The sequence below is a fragment of the Novosphingobium oxfordense genome (assembly GCF_044029435.1).
Taxonomy (GTDB): Bacteria; Pseudomonadota; Alphaproteobacteria; order Sphingomonadales; family Sphingomonadaceae; genus Novosphingobium.
In genome coordinates this window covers 3,453,731-3,471,743 of the sequence record NZ_CP147005.1, presented here as the reverse complement: position 1 = coordinate 3,471,743, position 18,013 = coordinate 3,453,731, and the positions used below count along the sequence as shown (strand labels likewise).

General features: G+C 60.5%; 13 protein-coding genes and 3 pseudogenes. 8 read left to right on the top strand and 8 right to left on the bottom strand.

What is annotated here, in order from left to right:
- Nucleotides 1-27 precede the first annotated feature (27 nt).
- Nucleotides 28-7,047 (top strand): glycosyltransferase, encoded by a 7,020-nt coding sequence (locus WBP07_RS16575; protein WP_395392698.1) that lies wholly within the window; start codon nucleotides 28-30, stop codon nucleotides 7,045-7,047.
- A gap of 76 nt (nucleotides 7,048-7,123) precedes the next feature.
- Here the strand turns inward: WBP07_RS16575 and WBP07_RS16570 are convergent.
- Together WBP07_RS16570 and WBP07_RS16565 are read right to left on the bottom strand one after the other, a co-directional pair.
- A pseudogene (locus WBP07_RS16570) lies at nucleotides 7,124-7,357 on the bottom strand (integrase core domain-containing protein); the annotation flags it as partial.
- 40 nt (nucleotides 7,358-7,397) lie between these two features.
- A pseudogene (locus WBP07_RS16565) lies at nucleotides 7,398-7,523 on the bottom strand (transposase domain-containing protein); the annotation flags it as partial.
- A gap of 61 nt (nucleotides 7,524-7,584) precedes the next feature.
- Here WBP07_RS16565 and WBP07_RS16560 point away from each other — a divergent pair.
- The 3 genes from WBP07_RS16560 to tnpC (WBP07_RS16550) are packed head-to-tail and all read left to right on the top strand — an operon-like array spanning nucleotide 7,585 to nucleotide 9,894.
- Nucleotides 7,585-7,983, top strand: coding sequence for a transposase (locus tag WBP07_RS16560; protein ID WP_395392696.1), 399 nt, complete (start codon nucleotides 7,585-7,587; stop codon nucleotides 7,981-7,983).
- Nucleotides 7,984-8,012: 29 nt separating this feature from the next.
- Nucleotides 8,013-8,339 (top strand): IS66 family insertion sequence element accessory protein TnpB, encoded by a 327-nt coding sequence (gene tnpB, locus WBP07_RS16555; RefSeq protein ID WP_395392694.1) that lies wholly within the window; start codon nucleotides 8,013-8,015, stop codon nucleotides 8,337-8,339.
- A gap of 31 nt (nucleotides 8,340-8,370) precedes the next feature.
- On the top strand, nucleotides 8,371-9,894 hold the full coding sequence (gene tnpC / locus WBP07_RS16550) for an IS66 family transposase (RefSeq protein ID WP_395392692.1): 1,524 nt from the start codon (nucleotides 8,371-8,373) through the stop codon (nucleotides 9,892-9,894).
- A 151-nt stretch (nucleotides 9,895-10,045) separates the two neighbouring features.
- Here the strand turns inward: tnpC (WBP07_RS16550) and tnpC (WBP07_RS16545) are convergent, their stop codons facing one another.
- The 3 genes from tnpC (WBP07_RS16545) to tnpA all read right to left on the bottom strand — a co-directional run bounded on the left by tnpC (WBP07_RS16545) (nucleotide 10,046) and on the right by tnpA (nucleotide 12,468).
- Complete coding sequence (gene tnpC / locus WBP07_RS16545; protein ID WP_395392691.1) at nucleotides 10,046-11,689, bottom strand: IS66 family transposase; 1,644 nt, start codon at nucleotides 11,687-11,689, stop codon at nucleotides 10,046-10,048.
- 72 nt (nucleotides 11,690-11,761) lie between these two features.
- Entirely contained in the window at nucleotides 11,762-12,103 is a 342-nt protein-coding gene (gene tnpB / locus WBP07_RS16540; RefSeq protein ID WP_036524680.1) for an IS66 family insertion sequence element accessory protein TnpB, read from the bottom strand.
- Nucleotides 12,100-12,468, bottom strand: a complete 369-nt coding sequence (tnpA, locus tag WBP07_RS16535; RefSeq protein WP_395392689.1) for an IS66-like element accessory protein TnpA — start codon at nucleotides 12,466-12,468, stop codon at nucleotides 12,100-12,102. The genes tnpB (WBP07_RS16540) and tnpA overlap by 4 nt, the downstream gene beginning before the upstream one ends.
- Nucleotides 12,469-12,545: 77 nt before the next feature.
- Between tnpA and WBP07_RS16530 the strand changes: the two genes are divergently transcribed.
- The 4 genes and pseudogenes from WBP07_RS16530 to WBP07_RS16515 all read left to right on the top strand — a co-directional run bounded on the left by WBP07_RS16530 (nucleotide 12,546) and on the right by WBP07_RS16515 (nucleotide 14,018).
- The gene (locus WBP07_RS16530) at nucleotides 12,546-12,677 is read left to right on the top strand and encodes a hypothetical protein (protein ID WP_395392687.1); all 132 of its coding nucleotides are present in this window, start codon (nucleotides 12,546-12,548) and stop codon (nucleotides 12,675-12,677) included.
- Nucleotides 12,667-13,089, top strand: coding sequence for an IS66 family transposase zinc-finger binding domain-containing protein (locus tag WBP07_RS16525; protein WP_395392686.1), 423 nt, complete (start codon nucleotides 12,667-12,669; stop codon nucleotides 13,087-13,089). Before WBP07_RS16530 ends, WBP07_RS16525 begins: the two co-directional genes overlap by 11 nt.
- A 51-nt stretch (nucleotides 13,090-13,140) precedes the next feature.
- Nucleotides 13,141-13,808, top strand: a pseudogene (tnpC, locus tag WBP07_RS16520) (IS66 family transposase); the annotation flags it as partial.
- A 69-nt stretch (nucleotides 13,809-13,877) separates the two neighbouring features.
- Entirely contained in the window at nucleotides 13,878-14,018 is a 141-nt protein-coding gene (locus tag WBP07_RS16515; RefSeq protein ID WP_395395820.1) for a transposase domain-containing protein, read from the top strand.
- A gap of 192 nt (nucleotides 14,019-14,210) precedes the next feature.
- Here the strand turns inward: WBP07_RS16515 and WBP07_RS16510 are convergent, their stop codons facing one another.
- The 3 genes from WBP07_RS16510 to WBP07_RS16500 form a co-directional block, all read right to left on the bottom strand.
- Entirely contained in the window at nucleotides 14,211-15,842 is a 1,632-nt protein-coding gene (locus WBP07_RS16510) for a glycosyltransferase family 2 protein (protein WP_395392684.1), read from the bottom strand.
- A gap of 86 nt (nucleotides 15,843-15,928) precedes the next feature.
- Nucleotides 15,929-16,249, bottom strand: coding sequence for a hypothetical protein (locus tag WBP07_RS16505; protein WP_395392683.1), 321 nt, complete (start codon nucleotides 16,247-16,249; stop codon nucleotides 15,929-15,931).
- Nucleotides 16,250-16,947: 698 nt separating this feature from the next.
- Nucleotides 16,948-17,997: an IS110 family transposase gene (locus WBP07_RS16500; RefSeq protein WP_395392682.1), complete on the bottom strand. Its 1,050-nt coding sequence runs from the start codon at nucleotides 17,995-17,997 to the stop codon at nucleotides 16,948-16,950.
- Between the last annotated feature and the right edge of the window lie 16 nt (nucleotides 17,998-18,013).

The following is an 18,013-nucleotide window of genomic DNA, read 5'->3' as shown; positions in this document are numbered from 1 at the left end:
TATTCTATTCAGGAATGGTTTCCAGCGATGGGCGAACTGATTAAGCAGGAAGTTCCAGAAACTCCCATGACCTTTTCTGGGGAGCGATATACAACTGAGAGCCTCGGCCAAACACTGATGGAGCATCTCCATCGCGCCTTGATGGCGCGCACCTTGTGCCGCGGGAAAGACGTTCTGGATATCGCATCCGGAGAGGGATACGGCTCGGCGTTAATTTCGCAGGTCGCCCGCAGTGTCATTGGCGTCGATATCTCAGAAGAAGCTGTAGCCCATGCCACCGCCGCCTACGGTCGTGAAAACCTGTCATTCAAGCAGGGAAGCGCCCATGCAATACCTGTGGCCGATGCGTCCGTCGATGTCGTCATCTCCTTCGAAACCATCGAACACTTCTCCGGTCACGAAACATTCCTCTCCGAGATTCGGCGCGTGCTCAAGCCAGGTGGGCTCGCTGTCATCTCGACCCCCGATATCGCCAACTATTCGCCTGAGAGAGAACCACCAAACCCCTACCACGTCCATGAAATGAGCCGGGACGAATTCCGGGACCTCATGGACAGTTTCTTCCCTCACGTGGTGTATCTTGGACAGCGGACCCTGATCGGCTCAGCGCTGATCCTCGACGAGCCCCTGACAGGAACGCATATCGAGGCATCGATCTCAACGTACGAGGCTCGCTCGGTAAATGCCTTCGAAAGGCTCAAGGGGCTCGCGCGGTCCAAATATCTCGTCGCACTTGCCTCCGACGATCCGGCAGCCCTGAACGGACTGGAGCAGAGTCTATTCGTCGCGACGAGCGAAATAGATCACGTCACACGCAGCAACGAAGGTCTCCAGCGGGAAGTCGATGCGCTACGCTCGGCGATCCACGAACGCGACCTGGTCGAAAGTCGCTGGCAACAAGATCTGGAGACGGTCAGAGGCAGCTACGAAAGCGCTAAGGAACAGATAGCGGCCATGCTGGCCCATCTGAATGCATCACAGCGCCAATTGGGCGAGAAAATTGCATTGGCCAACCAGTTGGAAACACAAGTCGACGAGGCGAACACCGAGGCCGCCGCGGCTGCCGGCAAAGCTGCTGCCGCCACAGCCGAAGCTGCCATCGCCACCGCCGAAGCCACCGCAGCTACAGCAGAGGCGGCACGACTGAGGCTGGAACTGGAGCGGGTGATTGAAAATCCGCGCGGCATTGCCGATCCCGTAAACAGTCGAGTCTGGTCCGACAAAGCCGCCGACCTCCATCGCCAGGAAGCCTGTCACGCCGCATCGGCGGCCTATCGGCGTTCGGTGATCCTGGACGATGATAACGCCCTAGCATGGAAGGGTCTTGGCATAACCTTGCGGGAAATCGGATCGGAAGAAGAAGGCGTCGCCGCTTTGAAGCGGGCTTTCGCACTGGCACCCTGCCTGTCCGACGTCGCGGTAAATTTGCGCAGATCGGGCGTGACGTTTCAGGAGATGCTGGATCTGGCAATGCATTCGGCGTCGAAACGGACCTCTGAACGCGGGTTCACCGCTTGGCTGGGATCGGTTCTGGATCAACGGGAAGCCCTGAATGCTGAACGTGGCGGAAAACCAAAACTGGCAGCAAGACAGTATCGTGAACTCGCCGATCGAAGCACTAAGAGCGCACGGCTTCTGGCATTCGGTGATGCCGCTGCGCGCAATGCCGGGCTCGACGTCGCTATCGGCGCCTATATGAAGGCGTGGTCCTTAGCTCCAGAAAATCCGCGCATAAATCGAAGGTTGGCCGACCTTAAGCACAGAAGCTTCGGCTTTCTCGTCGATGCCAAAGCCAATCTGAAAGCCCTGGCCGGCGGCTCCTGGCAAAGCCTTTCAGACGACCCGCAATTCCTTCTTAATCCAGACGGACGCCGATTTCCGTCGGGATGGACGCTCATTTCCATACGGGCAGAATCTCATACCCATTCGCTGCGCCCCATTCTCTATGCCTGGTACGGCAAGCGCGGGAGGGAAATGAAAGCATTCACGCTCCCTTCCATCGAAGGACGCGGAGAAATACAATGCCTTCTTCCCCTGCCAGAAGGAATTACATCACTCCGTCTAGACCCGACGAGTCACGCGAATGTGTCGTTCCGCTTGCATCGCGCCGGATGGTCATGCGGCGCGATGCTCGAAGGGCGGCAATTCATGCCTGCCGTGGCCGGTATTGCGTTCGTTGGGGAACAGCCGACTGCCAACGGCAGTATCGCCACGACATCGCACCTCGAAACGCTAGAACTTATCCCGGCCCATCACCTCGCCCCATTACCCGATGGCTGGTTCCAGGCCGTCGGTGATGATCCCCAATTCGACGTACGCACTCCTAAAGCACTGCCGCAGGGCTGGAGTTGGGTCGAAATCGAGGTCGGCGATCTGGATGCACCACTCGATCCAGTCCTGTACGCCTGGAGCGAGAATGAGAGCATAACGATCGAAATGCCCCGGATCGAGCGACCAGGCACCCTTCGTCGGTTGGTCTGCCTGCCTGAGAAAGTCACAGCGCTACGCTTCGACCCCACTGCGATTTCCGGAACTGCGTTTCGTATAAGCGCCTTGCGCATCGCACCGGCCGCACCAATCGATCGCGTCTATGTTCCGTCAGATCTGTCGACCAGATCAGCGACAGGCGAATGGCTTGAGGTTGAAGAACGCTTCACGCAGCAGAAATGGCGCGTTGAGCCTGCACAGAATCTTGAGGTCGCCCAGAATGACCTCTTCCGGTCGACCGATAGCCACTCCACATTCACCATCCAGGATCATACATCGTCATCCCAGGGTTTGGTAAAAATCACGATCGAATTCGACGAATGCCCCCACCCGTTCAAAGCTACACTACGTGCTTTAGGCAATGATGGTGAGGTAATTACATATCGCCTGGAGGACATCACAGCGCGTCGTCCGCTTGAATACCACGTCTACTTCCCTCGAAACACCACCGATCTGGAGCTTCGCCTCGACGTCGAAAAAGGCAGCATCCTCGCCCGCCCTCGTATCTCTGCCCTGTGCCTCAATGATGAGAGAAGCACGCGCTACACTTGCTCTTCAGAACTGCCACTGACCGGCCTCGACGCCAGCAGCTTTGCATTTGCGCAATTGGTGCCGAAAGAGCAGATCAAGACAATCGCAGATCATACTTATTTGGCAACGGGCGATGATCCGCAGTTTTCCGTCCTGCTGGATGGACACCCTATTCCTGCAGGCTGGACAGTGGTGTCAGTAGGCATGGACGTCGAGCGGGAACTGGCCCGACCGACACTTTACCTTTTTCAAGGTGATCTTGTTACAGAGATCATGTTTCCGGAAATGGGAAGCAGTCGCAGACAGGAACTGGTATATTTTCCATATGGAATCAATGCCATACGTCTAGATCCGACGGACCGTGCAGATGTTGCCTTTTCCAATATCACATTGAGCTTCGCTCCCGCCGACGTCATGGCGGGGCGATTGCTGACACGCCATGCTACCAGCGACGACACCCTTTCATATGCTGCCTGGTGCAAGGAATACGACACGCTGAGTTCTCAAGACGAGTCTCTGATACTGCAGTCGATCGAGCGAATGACCGACCTGCCGCTCATTTCCGTCCTAATGCCCGTCTACAACCCGGAACCGCACTTCCTACGCAGGGCGCTCGATACCGTCCGCAGCCAGCTCTATCCGAACTGGGAGCTTTGCATTGCGGACGACTGCTCCACGAATCCGGAAATTCGTGTAATTCTAGAAAATTATCGCGATCGCGACGATCGTATCAAAGTTGTATTCCGCGAAGAAAACGGACACATCTCCCGTTCATCAAACTCGGCACTGGAACTCGTCACCGGATCGTTCATCGCACTGATGGACCATGATGATGAGCTGGCGCCTCACGCACTGTATCTTGTCGCCCACGAACTCAATCTGCACCCCGATTCCGACATCATCTACTCCGATGAAGACAAGATCGATTCATTGGGACGTAGGCACGACCCTCATTTCAAGACCGATTGGAACCAGGAACTTTTTTATTCGCAAAACATGGTTGCCCACTTGGGGGTCTACCGCACTTCTCTCGTCCGTGCTGTGGAAGGGTTTCGGGCCGGCTATGAAGGCAGCCAGGATTACGACTTTACTCTGCGTATCCTGAAGCTGACTTCGCCCGAGCGTATTCGTCATATTCCGCATGTGCTGTATCACTGGCGTATCTTTGAGGGTGTTCGTACATTTTCCAGTAATAACCCCTCCCGATCCATTGACACTGCAAGACGTGCGTTGATCGAGTACTTCGACGATGCAGAGCCTGCAAGTGAGGTTCTACCGATTGAGGATTTTCCGAGTTGGTGGAGAATTCGGCGCACACTGCCTGAAACACTTCCCTCTGTTACGATAATCATCCCCACGCGCGACCGGATTAATCTCGTTCGAAGCTGCCTGGATGGCATCTTAAATCAAACTTATTACGCAAACCTGGATGTCATTATAGTCGACAACGGTAGCAAAAAGCAAGAATCCCTCGCGTATTTTGAAAAAATCGTTGCAGATGAACGAGTGCAAGTCATCCGCGACGACGGTGCCTTCAACTATTCACGATTGAACAACATGGCGTCTACCAAAGCACGTGGAGAATATTTGTGCTTCCTGAACAATGACATCGAAATCATCACCCCCGACTGGCTGAGCGAGATGGTTGCCCAAGCTATTCAACCCGGTGTGGGCGCTGTTGGAACGCGCCTCTTATATGCCGATGGCACTCTTCAGCATGCAGGTGTAACGCTAGGTGTTTACGGAGTCGCCGCCCATGGGCACCGTCATTTAAACGGCAATTCAATAGGCTATTTCGGCCACCCGCAGCTGGTGCGTGAAGTTTCGGCGGTAACCGCCGCCGCGCTTCTCATGCCAAAGGCGATCTTCGATGAGATCGGCGGTTTCAACGCCAATGACCTCGCAGTCAGTTATAACGACGTCGACTTGTGTTTGCGCATTGGTGAAGCCGGATACCGCATCATCTACACTCCCTTTGCCGCTCTATTTCATCTCGAATCGGCGTCGCGTGGTCCCGATGTTCGCCCCGAGCAGAAGGAGCTCCAACGGGTCGAACGCGGTTACATGCGCGCCCGTTGGGGAGCGCAACTGGATAACGATCCGTTCTACAACCCCAACCTGACACTCGCAGACGAAGACTATAAACTTGCCTTCCCCCCCAGAGCATCGCGCCCCTGGAGGGAAGAGGCCGACATCGCAGAACATCTCGCTCGCATCGGTCGATGTGCCCTTCCGGAGGCGCCGGAACAGGAGCTGCGCAAACTCGCTTCGGATACGGCAATTATCATCGCCTCCGCCACGCCCTACGCGGTCCTGTCAGGGCTTGCACGAACGTTTTCTCCAAGCCTCGTTCCCGCAGCAATCTGGCTGGTCGACAATACGCCCCGTCGCGATGCCTTCGACGGCAATGGGCATCTCGCGGCCGTGAAAGCATCGTGGCCGAGCCTCGCGATCCATATCGTCGATGACCAAACGCAGGACTTCAATGCCTCGCGAACGGCCAACCTCGGCCTAGCAGCCTTCGAGGAAGCCACAAGGGAGGAAGGAAAGCCCAGCCATCTTGTGATCCTTACAGAGGACTGCGACTTCACCAGTTCCTGGTTCATGGCACTCTTGTCCTCTTGGCACGCGGTTGACGCCCCAAGCTCGGTGCTCTCACCAAGAGTACTCGTGAGGGAAAATCCAATCGATAGGAATTTGCAAGCCAACGGCTTCATTGAGGAGCCGGTTTCCCTGGTCGCGCCGGATATCGCCGATGTGCTGCCGATGGAGGAGGGCTACGGTCGCCTTCCCGTTGCCGGCCGTATCTCGACACAGGACATCGCAGAGGCCGGGCTGCCGGAGCGCGCCGCGATGATCCAGAGCGGGATCGTCATGCTTCACCGGCGCCTGTTGGCTCCGTTAAAGCATGGTGACGGAAATTACTTCGATCCCATCTACCAGACCCAAGCCGCGCGCTGGGAAGACTTAGGCCGACGCTTGCAGGAATGCGGCGCCACCGTTCATGCGGCGCTCGCCCCACTTGCAGTCCTAAATGCGCCCCGTCCGCGCGCTCGCGAACAGCGCTGGCAACACTGGCACGATTATTTCACCATCAACCGTAGATACCATGGCAATTCCGGTTCGGGCGTGCTGGAATTCATCTGCCCGTTTCATCGTGGAGACGTGCTGATCGGCTTGCAGGTCGCCAACACCGCCCACCGCCAGGGTATTCCGCTCCGCTTTCATGTGGCTGAGAGCTTGATGAGTTGGGTGGAAGAGTTCGCCCCCCCCTTCCCCGTGGAGCCACTACCGGTACCCGTTCCCCCCGCGCACGAGACGGCACTTCACCTCCTCCGGTCTTATGAGCATGTCATCGGCCGCACGGACGCCAGTTCGAACGTCGCCGCCTCGCATCCTGCGCGCGGCCTCGATGCCATGAACGGCAACCTTGCATCAGCCATGCTGGGGGCCCTGGGCCTTCCGCAAGATGCGCCGCTCGAAAACCTGACTCCTGAGCCGACAGAAATGCAAACTCGTGCCGCCGTCGCGATGATGGCGCCTTTCGGAGATCGCACAGTACTGCTGCATCGTTCAGGCGGGTGGGGACTCAAGAGCTTGCCCGACGCAGCCTTGTCCGATTTCGCCGCCCTCGTGAAACAGGAAGGCTTCAGGCTGATCCAGATCGGCGGACCCAACGATGTTCCATTTGAAGTCGCAGATGGCGCGATCAACCGTAACTTGTCTGTGGGCGAATGGACTGCGCTCTTCCGCCGCGCAAGTGTCGTTGCGGGCGTGGATAGCTGGACGTCGCACATGGCAGCTCTTCTCGACGTACCACAGATCACGTTTTACGGTTCGACACATCCCAAGCACGTGGCATCCAAAACGAAGTTCCGTCGACAAAATGCCCCCGCACTGCTGATCGCCCCTACCGTGGCCTGCTCGCCGTGCAATTCGCTTTCCTGCCTCTATCAAACCGAACTTTTCTGCCCCGGCTATAATGTCGACGGAGCCCAAATTCGTTCGTTTCTGCGAAATCTGAAGTGACAATGCTGCGCGTCGTCACGCACCGATAATCTCGGAGTGCTTTCCAATCATGCGAAATTGACCTGCCACGGGATTTTCATCCAGCTCTGATTAGAGCCTCGGCGGTTGTGGTTATGCCTTTCGGCGCCTTGTTAGCAATGGGACCAGGCATGCTTGACCCCATTGCAAAAGTCGTTTCCGCGTATCTGGTCGGGGTCTGGTATTCGATCGAGGAGTGAGGACAGCAGGTGTGGTAATCCTCCGCCCATTCACGGATTATGGCCCGGGCACGGTCGAGGCCGCGGAACGCCTTCTCTTTCAACAGCTTGCTCGCACCCGTCCGGTGAAGGCCGTGGCGTAACGCTGGTCAGTCAGCGATAAGGGGGTTGTGCTGGGCGCCCGTTCCATGGGAGCAACTGCTCGAGTTGGCGGACCGGGTGCTCGGCAATGCGAGCGAGCACATTCGCAAGCCAAGCCTGCGGATCCACGTTGTTAAGTAAGCGATGTTGTGGCCGGGGCTGATGTGGTTAGATGGACAACGCCAGCCTTACGACCGCATTGGACACCGACATTGGAGTGCCTCTGAAGCCTGTCCGGCGGATTGAGGTTCTCGCGGGCATGGCAGGTCGCCGCCGCGTCTGGACGCTGGAACAGAAGCTCGCGTTGGTCTCGGAGATGAAGCGCTGCGATAACGTCGCGGCCTTTGCTCGAGAGCGGGAGGTCAGCACGGCGCTACTGTACACATGGCGCAGGGAGCTGCGTTACGCCATGGAGGCCGCCAAGCTTCCTCCACGCGACGAGCCCATGTTTGTGCCGGTCGTGGGTGGGACGTCGCAGCCGAGCTCGCACGATGGCATTGAGGTCGAAGTTGGTGGAGCTGTGATCCGGGTCGGACGGGCAGCCCGGACCGACCTGGTCGTGGCCATCATTCAAGCTCTGCAAGAGACTGCCGCGTGATGCTCGGGATCGGCCCGGGCACCAGGGTGATGGTAGCAACGCGTCCGGTGGATTTCCGTAAAGGCCCGGACGCGCTGGCTGCGCTGGTCGGCGCCGAGTATGGAGGTGACCCGTATTCGGGCGTAATCTACGTGTTCCGGGCCAAGCGCAGTGACCGGATCAAGCTGGTATGGTGGGACGGCACGGGACTGTGCCTGATGGCCAAGAGGCTGGAGTCCGGCGGGTTCAAGTGGCCAGCGATCCAGGATGGCGTGATGCGCCTGACTGCAGCCCAACTGGGTGCCTTGCTTGAGGGTCTGGACTGGCGCCGGGTGCACGGTGGACGCCGCCCGATTGCACCGCAGATTGCCGGTTGACGCGGGGTTCTGCTCCTGATTCACTGCCTCCATGCTCATGGAAGCGGACCTTCCCAGTGACGTCGAAGCGCTCCGCGCGCTCGTCCTTGAACAAGCCCGCGAGCTTGATGCGCTCAAGCTTTTCCAAGCCGAGGTCGAGCGCCTGAAGGCGATCATCGAGGCCCTGCAGCGGCACCGGTTCGGCCGCCGTTCCGAGCAACTCGATCCCGATCAGTTCGAGCTTGCCCTTGAGGAGGTTGAGACAGCTCTGGCCGAGGCCGAGCATGCCATAGACAAGGCAAATAGGGCTTCCGCAGATCGGCCGCGCAAGGCCAACCGGGGCTCGCTACCTGCCCACCTGGAGCGGATCGAACAGGTCGTCGACATCGAGGATAAGGCGTGCCCGTGCTGCCGTGGCGCGCTCCATCAGATCGGTGAGGACGTAGCCGAGCGTCTCGACGTCGTGCCGACCACCTTCCGCGTACTGGTCACCCGCCGGCCGCGCTACGGCTGCCGCTCATGCGAGAGTGCGGTCGTCCAGGCGCCGGCGCCGGGGCGCATCGTCGAGGGTGGCATCCCCACCGAAGCGCTGATCGCGCAGGTGCTGGTCGCCAAGTACGCCGATCACCTGCCGCTTTACCGTCAGGCGCAGATCTACGCCCGTCAGGGCATCCAGCTCGACCGCTCGACCTTGGCGGACTGGGTGGGCCGGGCGGCTTGGTATTTGCGCCCCTTGCGCGATCATATCCTGGAGCGATTACGACGATCCGAGCGGCTGTTTGCTGACGAAACGACCGCACCGGTGCTTGATCCCGGGCGAGGCCGGACCAAGACCGGCCAGCTCTGGGCCTATGCCCGCGACGATCGACCATGGGGCGGTGATACTCCGCCCATGGTCGCCTACGTCTATGCAGCCGACCGCAAGGGTGAGCGGGCGGAGGCGCATCTAGGCAACTTCGCCGGCATCCTGCAGGTCGATGGCTTTGGCGGCTATGCCGCCCTCGCCAAGCGCCGGCAGCAGGTGAGTCTGGCTTTCTGCTGGGCACACGTGAGGCGTAAATTCTACGAGTTGGCCGACAACTCACCGGTCGCGACCGAGGCGCTGCGCCGGATCGCCATGCTCTACGCGATCGAGGACGAGGTTCGCAGCACCCCGGCAGAGCACCGCCGCGCAGTGCGCGCCGAACAGGCCCGGATCATCGTGGATGATCTGCACATCTATCTCGAGGCACGACTTCGGCAGATCAGCGCCAAAAGCAAGCTCGCCGACGCCATCCGCTACGCACTCACCCGCTGGCCCGGGCTGTCACTGTTCCTCGACGACGGCCGCGTCGAGATGGATTCCAACACCGTCGAGCGATCGATCCGTCCGCTGGCCCTCAATCGCAAGAACGCGCTCTTCGCAGGCTCTGACGAGGGCGGCGACAACTGGGCGGTCATCGCCACGCTGATCGAAAACTGCAAGATCTCCGGCATCAACCCGCATACTTGGCTGGCCGAGACGCTCACGAAGCTCGCTGAAGGTCATCCTGCAAACGCCGTGAGCGAACTCATGCCATGGACCGCCGTGGGCTGAGAACATCGCTTACGCTGCTTTACACGTAGAGCAGAGAGCTCCTCTACGCCATCGAGGCTGCCAAGCTTCCGCCCCGTAACGAGCCGATGTTCGTGCCTGTGGTGTTGTGGTGGGCGGTAACCATCCGATGAAGGCCGCCGCACAGCACTGACTAGATGATAATGGATCGCTGGTTGGGCTGCCACTTCCAGGGCAGCAACTCGTCGAGTCGGCGGGCCGGATGCTCGGCAATGCGAGCGAGCACATCGGCGAGCCAGGCCTGCGGATCGACATCGTTCAGCCGGGCGGTCTGGGTCAGGGTGTAGAGGATTGCTGCGCGCTGGCCGCCGCGATCGGATCCGCAGAACAGCCAGGCCTTCCGTCCGAGCGGCACGCAGCGCAGGGCACGTTCGGCGGCATTGTTGGTCAGGCAGACCTGGCCGTCCTCAAGGAAGCGAGTGAAGGCATTCCAGCGCCGGAGCATGTAGTTGATGGCCTTGGCGAGGTCATGGTTGCGCGAGAGCTTGGTGAGTTGGGTAGTCAGCCAGGCATGCAGCTCAGCCATCAGAGCTGCGCTCAGCTCGCGGCGCACGGCGAGGCGCTCGTCGGCATCCTTGCCATTGATGCCGCGCTCGATATCGAACAGAGCATCGATCCGCTGCACGGCCTCGATCGCGATCGGGTAGATCATGCCGGCATGCTTGCCGCGGCTCTTCTTGCGGGCCGCACTGGCAACGTCGGCCAGTTCGAAGAACTTGCGCCGCGCGTGGGCAAAGCAGCCGGCCTCCAGCACGGGCGCAGGCATGCGTCCGGGAGCATAGAGCTCGCCGTAACCACCATAGGCATCGGCCTGCAGGATCCCTGACCACGACGATAGATGCGCTCTTGGATGATCTCCGCGCCGATCGCGCGAGTAGTGGAACAGCGCTGCGGGCGGATCGGCGCCGGCGAACGGTCGGTCATCGCGCACGTAGACCCAGAATCTGGCCGTATCGGTCTTCACCTTGGCCATGACGGGCACGGTCGTATCGTCGCCATGCAATCGCTCGGCGGCGAGGACGTGCGCCTCGATGAGGCGATAGAGCGGCATCAGCGCAAAGGCGGCGGCACCGACCTGGTCGGCAAGCGTCGAGGTGCTCAGCGGCACGCCTTCGCGGGCGAAGCGCTCGGCCTGGCGGTTGAGGGGCTGGTGCTGGACGTACTTCTCGAACAGCAGCATGGCGAGGAAGCTGTGGCCAGCCCAGCCACGCGGCACGACGTGGAAGGGCGCCGGCGGCTGTGTGATCGTCTCGCAGTCCCGGCAGGAGAACTTCTCGCGCACGGTCTGGACGACCTTCCAGGCGCGCGGGATTACCTCGAGCGTCTCGGTGACGTCCTCGCCCAGCTTGGACAGCCTGCTGCCGCCACAGGCCGGGCAAGAGCACGGCGCCGGCACGATGACCCGCTCGCGCGGCAGGTGTTCGGGAAACGGCTTCCTGGCCGGCCGCTTGCGTTCGAAGGCGGTGACGGTAGCGGTCTTCTCGGCCGCAACCTCGGCAGCAAGATCGTCCTCGGCGGCGTCGGCTTCGAGATCTTCGAGCTGCAGTTCCATCTGGTCGAGCAGGCGGCGGGTGCGCTCGGCGCTGGCACCGTACTGCTCGCGTCTGAGCTTGGCGATCTGCAGCTTGAGGTGCGCGATCACCGCCTCGGTGGCGCTCTCCCGGGCATGGGCATTGGCGAGCTTGGCTTCGGCCTCATCGGCCCGCTGGGTCGCACTCGCCAGCAGCGCCTTGAGCGCTTCAATATCGTCAGGAAGGGGCGAAACGACGGCTTCCATGACCGCGATGGAATCACAGAAACCCGGCCAAATGAAGCGCAAAATGCTCCGCTGGAGAAGAAAACGACGCCCCTATCCAGCGCTCTGCGGACGCCAGGAATACTGCGGGTTCCGCCAGTCGATCCCGTCGAGCAGGCAGGCGAGTTGCGAAGCTGTCAGCGACACCATCCCGTCCTTCGCCGATGGCCAGACAAAGCGTCCCTTCTCGAGCCGCTTGGCGTAGAGCGACATACCGATCCCGTCGTGCCAGATCAGCTTCACCAGAGATCCGGCCCGCCCGCGGAACACGAACAGATCGCCGCCATGGGGATCGCGCTTGAGGCCCTGTTGGACCAGCAAAGCGAGTCCCTGCATCCCCTTGCGCATATCCGTGTGCCCCATCGCGATCCACACACGGGCGCCTGAGGGGATCATCGCAATGCCTTCAACGCCGAGGCCACCAGCGCCGGCGAAGCCGAGGCAAAAATGCTGATCCGCTTGCCGCGCGCCAGGTCGATGACGATCGCGGGCTGCAGGCCGGAAGGAGCGACGTCGATATCTTCGATCATCACGGCCGCGGCGAAACCGGGAGCCGCCAAATCGTCCGGTTCGGGCTCGGAGTGAGCATCGCGCAGCTTACGCCGCCACGTGTAGACCAGCGCGGTCGGCACATCACGTCGCCGTGCGACCTCGGCGACGCAGGCCCCGGGCGCGAAGGCCTCGCTCAGGATCTTCAGCCGTTCCTCGTCGCTCCAACGGCGACGCCGCTCAGGCCCGGAAAACACTGTCATCTGACCCATCGACCGCTCCTAAGCGCACTCTTAAGAGCGCACTTAAGACCGGTCCCTTACCTCATCGACAAGGCGCGAGCCACCGGATGGGTACGGTGGGCGAGGCGTCGTCGCCGACTTTAGATGACGTCATAGAGGTGGAGATCGGCGGGGCCGTTGTTCGGATGGGCAAAGGGGCCCGGACCGAACTGGTGGTGGCGATCATCGATGCCTTGTAACGCCACCGTTTCGGCCGCCGTTTCGAACCACTCGATCCCGACCAGCTCACTGGAAAAAGTCGAGACGGCATTGGCTCAGGCCAAGCATGCCCGCGACAATGCGAAGCAGGCGCCGGCAGATCGGCCCCGCAAGACCAACCGCGGATCATTGCCAGCTCATCTCGAACGGATCGAACAGATTGTCGATGTCGAGAACGCTGCTTGTCCATGCTGCGGTGGCGCACTCCGCCAGATCGGCGAGGATGTGGCCGAACGGCTCGATGTAGTGCCCACTACCTTCCGCGTCCTTGTCACGCGCCGCCCGCAGTACGGCTGCCGTTCGTGCGAGAGCGCAGTAGCGCAAGCCCCGGTGCGGATCGTCGAAGGGGGCCTTCCGACCGAGGCGCCGATCGCGCAGGTGGTCGCCAAGTAATGCCGACCACCTGCCGTTGTACCGCTAGGCGCAGATTTCGCCCGGCAGGGCATCCGTCTCAACAGATCCACCCTGGCGGACTGGGTCGGCCGGGCAGCCTGGTATCTGCGCCCCTTGCGCGACCACATCCTCGCGACGATCGAAGCGGCTGTTCGCCGATGAGACGACAGTGTCGGCGCTCACCCCAGTACCGGACGCACAAAAACCGGACAGCTATGGGCGTATGCCCGCGACGACCGGCCATGGGCTGGCGGTGATCCACCAATGGTCGCCTACGTTTACGCGGCCGATCGCAAGAGCGAGCGAGCCGAGGCGCATCTCGGCGACTTCGCCGCCATCCTGCAGGTCGATGGCTGTGGCGGTTATGCCGCGCTCGCCAAGCGCCGCCAACAGATCCAACTCGTCTTTTGCTGGACACATGTCAGGCGCAAGTTCTATGAGTTGGCCGACAACTCCCCGGTTGCCTCAGAAGTCCAGCAGCGCATTGCCGGGCTCTATGCCATCGAGGACGAAGTTCGTGGCGCCGCTGCCGAACAGCAGCGGCAAGCTCGTACCGAGCGCAGCCGCGGCATTGCCTCGAGGCCCAGAGCCGGCAGGCCAGCGCCAAGAGCAAGCTCGGCGAGGTGATCCGTTACGCGCTTACCCGTTGGGATGGCCTCTCACGCTTCCTCGATAATGGCCGCATCGATCTCGACAGCAACACCGTCGAACGTTCAATCAGGCCCCTCGCGCTCGATCGGAAGAATGCCCTTTTCGCCGGCTCCGATGAAGGCGGCGACAACTGGGCGATGATCGCCACGCTCATTGAAAACCGCAAGCTCTCCGGCATCAACCCGCACACTTGGCTAACCGAAACTCTCGCCAAACTGCCCCCGGGACATCCTGCAAACGCTGTCGGCGAACTCATGCCTTGGATTGCCGTGACCTGAGAACACCGGTTACGCTCTTCCGTAAACCTCTTGCGCTTCATCTCGTCCGTCCTTCCGGAGGCCGGACTCTAATCGCAACTGGAGGAAATGACCCTTGGCAGGTCAAAATCGCCCGATTGGAAAGCACGACGAAGCGCTTGCCTCGTCCCAACGCATGCGAGCGCCGTTTTGATCAAGTCTCGTTAAGCCCTCTCACTGGCTGATCCGCACTACGAAGCGTTCGCTGTACCGGCTGAGTTGCGGATGGTGGTAAGGGTCGACCCGCGCCTCCATGTCTGCGATGCCCCAGCGTTCTCGCAACGCAGCCAGTTCTCCTGCCAGACGCGCGGCGCCCACGGGGTCGCGGTCGAGCCCGCGAGAGACGGATTCATGGTGCACGAGCGTCGCGCGAGGCTCGTAGAGCGATTGCCACCCCCGCGCATTCAGTTTCAGACACAAATCAACGTCATTGAAGGCAACCGCGAATTTCGATTCGTCCAGCCCGCCGACCGCCTCGAAACTTTCTCTTCGCACCACCAGACACGCTGCGGTCACCGCGGAGACGAATTGCGGCAGCGAATGACGGTGGAAGTAACCCTCTTCGTCCGGCTGCAACAGGCGATGGGCGTGACATGCGCCGCCGCAAATCCCCGTCACTACACCCGCGTGCTGGATGCGCCCATCGGGATAAAGCAGTCGCGCACCGACCGCGCCAACCTCCGGCCGCAGCGCCTGCCGGACCATGATCGCCAACCAATCGTCGCCCAGCATCTCGATGTCGTTGTTCAGCAGGCAAAGCAGTTCGCCGCTCGCCAGCCTGGCCGCGCGGTTGTTGAGCGCAGAGAAATTGAACGGCCCATCGTCGCGCAGCACCCGATAGTGGGTGGGGTCAAGCCCGGCCAGGTATTCGAGGCTCTCCAGATCGTCGCTACCGTTATCGACGACGATCACCTCAACATCCGGATAATCCGTGCGAGCTAGCCCGGCGATACAGGTTGACAGGAGATCGACACGGTTGCGCGTCGGAATGATGACCGTGACCCGCGGCAGCGCCGCCTGCGCGGACTCGGTTGTTGCAGGCAACGCCGTTACCGGCAATCGCGGCGTCGGACGGACCCGGCGGTGATGAAGGACGTGCGGAATATGGACCGCCCGCCCCACCCCAGTCTTTGTCGAGATCAACCGCGCGGCCCAATCGGGGCCGGAAACAGCAGCAAGATCGGCCGTCGAAGCACGTAGAACGCAAGCGCCCGTCAGATAGTCGAAATGGCTTTGCAGTTCGGCGTTCCACGAGGGCTTGAAATGCACATCGACGCGCCGCCCCTTCACGTCCAGCAGGTCATCGTCCGCATAGACGATGGCGGCGGTGGTCGCTCCCGCAGCGGCGCGATAGGCGGCGGCCGCGCCGGGAGCGAGCACATCCCCGGCGGCAAGCGGCATTAGCCAGGGTCGGGCACTCCAGTCGATCCGGGCAACCGCATCCGATGGTTTCGGGATTTCGGCAGAACCGATAACCAACGCCTGCACGCCCTGCCTGGCAAGGCTGTGCAACGTATCCTCCTGGCCCGGCCCCTCCGCCACCAGGGCGACGATCGCGGGCCCTTCGTCCGGTGCGTCTTCCAACCTCGTTTCGCTCCGCAGCCACACCCGGTAGGCATGAGGAGAAGCGGCGAAGAGCGCCGCAAAGCGGGCACGAGAGCGCACCTTCTTGCCCACGATGCGCCACCATAATGCGGCAAGCCACGCCTGCGGCGATCGGCGCACGGCATCGAAATGAAGCGTCAGCGCCAATCCCGCGCCCAGATGAATTCTGTTGGCCGTGCCATGTGTTTGCCGCGCCGTCATCTCATCCGTCGATAGCGGTTTGAATGGGGGCAACAAGGAGAAAGCGGCAAGTATCTGCCCGGATATGCCGCATGGCTCTCCCAATTTCAGAGGCGTGCCCGCTGCGACGCCAGCGGGCGAATTCGAACGCCCAAGCTTATTACGAAAGGCCAAAAAAAGGTATTTGCGAGGTCCGCATAGGTATCCGCCGCTCGCCAGCCGTAATGAAGATAATCCATCAGTTCGTTGGCGAACTCGGCCCCCACGACGAAGGCAAAGGGAATGAAGGTCCCCAGCGATCGTCCTGTCACAAGGCGCGCCAGCATCAGAACCGCCATGCCGGCGTGAATATGCAATATGGAATCGGGCAGCCCGGTGCCGTCTCCGATCCAGTCGATCCATGAATGGTAAATACCAGGAATATCCATGAGCGCGTTGTGACGCGTCCAGCAATTATGGCAACCCCGTCGTTACGGCCGCTGGCTGGATGCGGCGATGAACGTGCAAAGAAACGAATTTTTCGTCAGAGATACAATGGCGACAATAAAACAGCCCAAAGCATCAATGATAAAATCAGAGCCAGCAAGAAACCCCGACCAAAAACCCATTCCGAATGCGTATCGATGTGTCGCGTTCTCATGTGAACCGGGATAACCATTCAAGCCACCCTTTCGATTCTATGCCTGTCCGCGAATTGTGCGCTCAATTCATGCGTTTTTCAACCATCACAAATAAGGATGATTCCTGAAACGGGATATGCGCAAAGTTCGTGATTGTCGGCTGTATCTGCATCGTTCGGCCTGCCCACAATAGGTCGAAGGGCCCCCTCACAGGTTTGGCGGCGCCCAAAGAGTCTTCTGTGGTTGCCGCCCGTGAGGCGAGAAGTTTCTGATCCGGTGAGCAGGTGATCGAGCGCGGTCTTCTGTCAGGCCTTTGCTTGCGGCGATTTCCAGAAGCCGCTGGCCGGTATGGTGATCCGCAAAGCAGGTCCAAATCTGTTTAACGAGCTCGCGGCTCGGGACTCTCAACTGGTTTTCCTGCTCCAGATCTGTTCGATCATTTTGCCCATTCGGGTCGTCGCCTTCTCACTCCCTCTTTCCGGTTCGGGCCTTGCGCTACCTTTCGATCAGGCTGCGATTGCCGTTGCCGGGGGTCGATAGTCTTCCTGGTTCGCCAACATCGCCCACATCGTGCGAGCCATCTTGTTGGCCAATGCGATTGCCACCAACATCCGCGGCTTGCGCGCGAGCATGCGGGCCAGCCATGAAGTGCCTGGGATCGATTTTCGTCCCATCCAGTTCAATCGCGACATGGCGCCCATGATCAGCAACTGGCGGATGTCGCTCTGCCCGGCCTTGGAGACGCGGCCGAGCCGCTCCTTGCCACCGCTTGAATGCTGTTTCGGGACGAGGCCCAGCCAGGCGGCAAAGTCTCGGCCGCAATCGAAACTCTCCATCGGTGGAGCGAACGCTTCGACTGCCAGCGCCGTCAGCGGCCCCACGCCGGGCATGGTCTGAAGCCGTCGCGCGATGTCCGCTTGTCCCGCGAGGGCTTTGATGCGGCGGTCACTTGTCGCGATCCGCCCGGTCATCGCCGCAATTTGCTCCAGCAAATCGTGGCATTCCATGCGTGCAATCTCAGGCAGGTCGTTGTCACAATCCCCCACGATGTTGGCTATTCGCGGCAGATTATGAATGCCTTGCGGTACTACATGGCCAAGCTCATAGAGAAAGGCACGGAGCATGTTCGTGAGTTCGGTCCGCTGCCGGACCAATCTGGAGCGTGTGCGAAACAGCATTGCTCGACATTGCTGTTCAGCCGACTTGGTTTCGACGAACCGCATCTCCGGCCGCTGTGCCGCGATCACAATCGCCTCGGCATCGGCTGCATCATTCTTCTGACGCTTCACGAACGGTCGCACATATTGCGGTGGGATCAGCTTAACCTCATGGCCGTATTGAGCCAACTCGCGTGCCCAGTAATGCGCGCTGCCACAGGCCTCCATCACAATAGTCGCTGGCGGATGCTCCGCCGCGAACTTTGCGAATGCCGACCGCGACAGCTTCTTCCGAAACAAGAGCTGCCCAGTCGCTGAGGCTGCGTGCAGTTGGAAAACAGACTTTGCCAAGTCCACGCCGATCATCGTATCGTTCGTCACGGTTGCCGTCCTTCCCATTCAGTGGGCTTCAACA

What these genes read in the sequence shown, in the direction of transcription:
- WBP07_RS16575 (WP_395392698.1), top strand. Translation starts at nt 28, where the DNA reads ATGGGCGAACTGATTAAGCAGGAAGTTCCAGAAACTCCCATGACCTTT.
- tnpB (WP_395392694.1), top strand. Translation starts at nt 8,013, where the DNA reads ATGGTAGCAACGCGTCCGGTGGATTTCCGTAAAGGCCCGGACGCGCTG.
- tnpC (WP_395392692.1), top strand. Translation starts at nt 8,371, where the DNA reads ATGCTCATGGAAGCGGACCTTCCCAGTGACGTCGAAGCGCTCCGCGCG.
- tnpC (WP_395392691.1), bottom strand. Translation starts at nt 11,689, where the DNA reads ATGGAAGCCGTCGTTTCGCCCCTTCCTGACGATATTGAAGCGCTCAAG.
- tnpB (WP_036524680.1), bottom strand. Translation starts at nt 12,103, where the DNA reads ATGATCCCCTCAGGCGCCCGTGTGTGGATCGCGATGGGGCACACGGAT.
- tnpA (WP_395392689.1), bottom strand. Translation starts at nt 12,468, where the DNA reads ATGGGTCAGATGACAGTGTTTTCCGGGCCTGAGCGGCGTCGCCGTTGG.
- WBP07_RS16530 (WP_395392687.1), top strand. Translation starts at nt 12,546, where the DNA reads ATGGGTACGGTGGGCGAGGCGTCGTCGCCGACTTTAGATGACGTCATA.
- WBP07_RS16525 (WP_395392686.1), top strand. Translation starts at nt 12,667, where the DNA reads ATGCCTTGTAACGCCACCGTTTCGGCCGCCGTTTCGAACCACTCGATC.
- WBP07_RS16515 (WP_395395820.1), top strand. Translation starts at nt 13,878, where the DNA reads ATGATCGCCACGCTCATTGAAAACCGCAAGCTCTCCGGCATCAACCCG.
- WBP07_RS16510 (WP_395392684.1), bottom strand. Translation starts at nt 15,842, where the DNA reads ATGACGGCGCGGCAAACACATGGCACGGCCAACAGAATTCATCTGGGC.
- WBP07_RS16505 (WP_395392683.1), bottom strand. Translation starts at nt 16,249, where the DNA reads ATGGATATTCCTGGTATTTACCATTCATGGATCGACTGGATCGGAGAC.
- WBP07_RS16500 (WP_395392682.1), bottom strand. Translation starts at nt 17,997, where the DNA reads ATGGGAAGGACGGCAACCGTGACGAACGATACGATGATCGGCGTGGAC.